Source organism: Muricauda brasiliensis, assembly GCF_003057865.1.
Lineage (GTDB): Bacteria > Bacteroidota > Bacteroidia > Flavobacteriales > Flavobacteriaceae > Flagellimonas > Flagellimonas chongwuensis.
Window position 1 is genome coordinate 1 of sequence record NZ_QBTW01000047.1, and the last position, 633, is coordinate 633.

Consider the following 633-nt stretch of genomic DNA (forward strand, 5'->3'; position numbering starts at 1 on the left):
CCGGAGGACATGGGCAATTTTATCACTGCCGTGATCCACGAAGGGTCCTTTGACAAACTGGCCAAGTACATCGATCAGGCCAAGACCGATGACAATGCCGAGATCATCGCCGGAGGGAACTACGACAAGTCCGTAGGATACTTTATAGAACCTACCGTGATCTTGACCACCGACCCACAGTACGAGACCATGTACACCGAGCTGTTTGGCCCGGTGGTGACCGTCTACGTATACGAGGACAAGGATTGGAGCGAAACGTTGAAGCTTGTGGACGGCACATCGGAGTACGGGCTTACCGGGGCAGTGATCTCCGGCGACCGCTATTCCATAGACGAGGCCACCAAGGCCCTGCAGAACGCAGCGGGCAACTTCTACATCAACGATAAGCCGACGGGCGCCGTTGTGGGGCAACAGCCCTTCGGAGGGGCAAGGGGATCTGGGACCAACGACAAGGCAGGGTCCATGCAGAACCTCCTCAGATGGGTATCCCCTCGACTGATCAAGGAAACTTTTGTGACCCCGGAGGATTACAGGTATCCTTTTTTGGGATAACACCAAAAACGAGTAACTTCAAGGCCGTCATGTTTGGATGACGGCCTTGAAGTTACTCGTTTTTGGTGTTATCCCAAAAAA

Annotated in this window: 1 protein-coding gene; it reads left to right on the top strand. The window is 53.7% G+C overall.

Going from position 1 to position 633, the window contains the following annotated elements; translation table 11 throughout:
- Positions 1-552 (top strand): aldehyde dehydrogenase family protein (locus DCK90_RS16885; protein ID WP_159075878.1); only part of this gene is annotated, 552 nt, incomplete at its 5' end.
- Between the last annotated feature and the right edge of the window lie 81 nt (positions 553-633).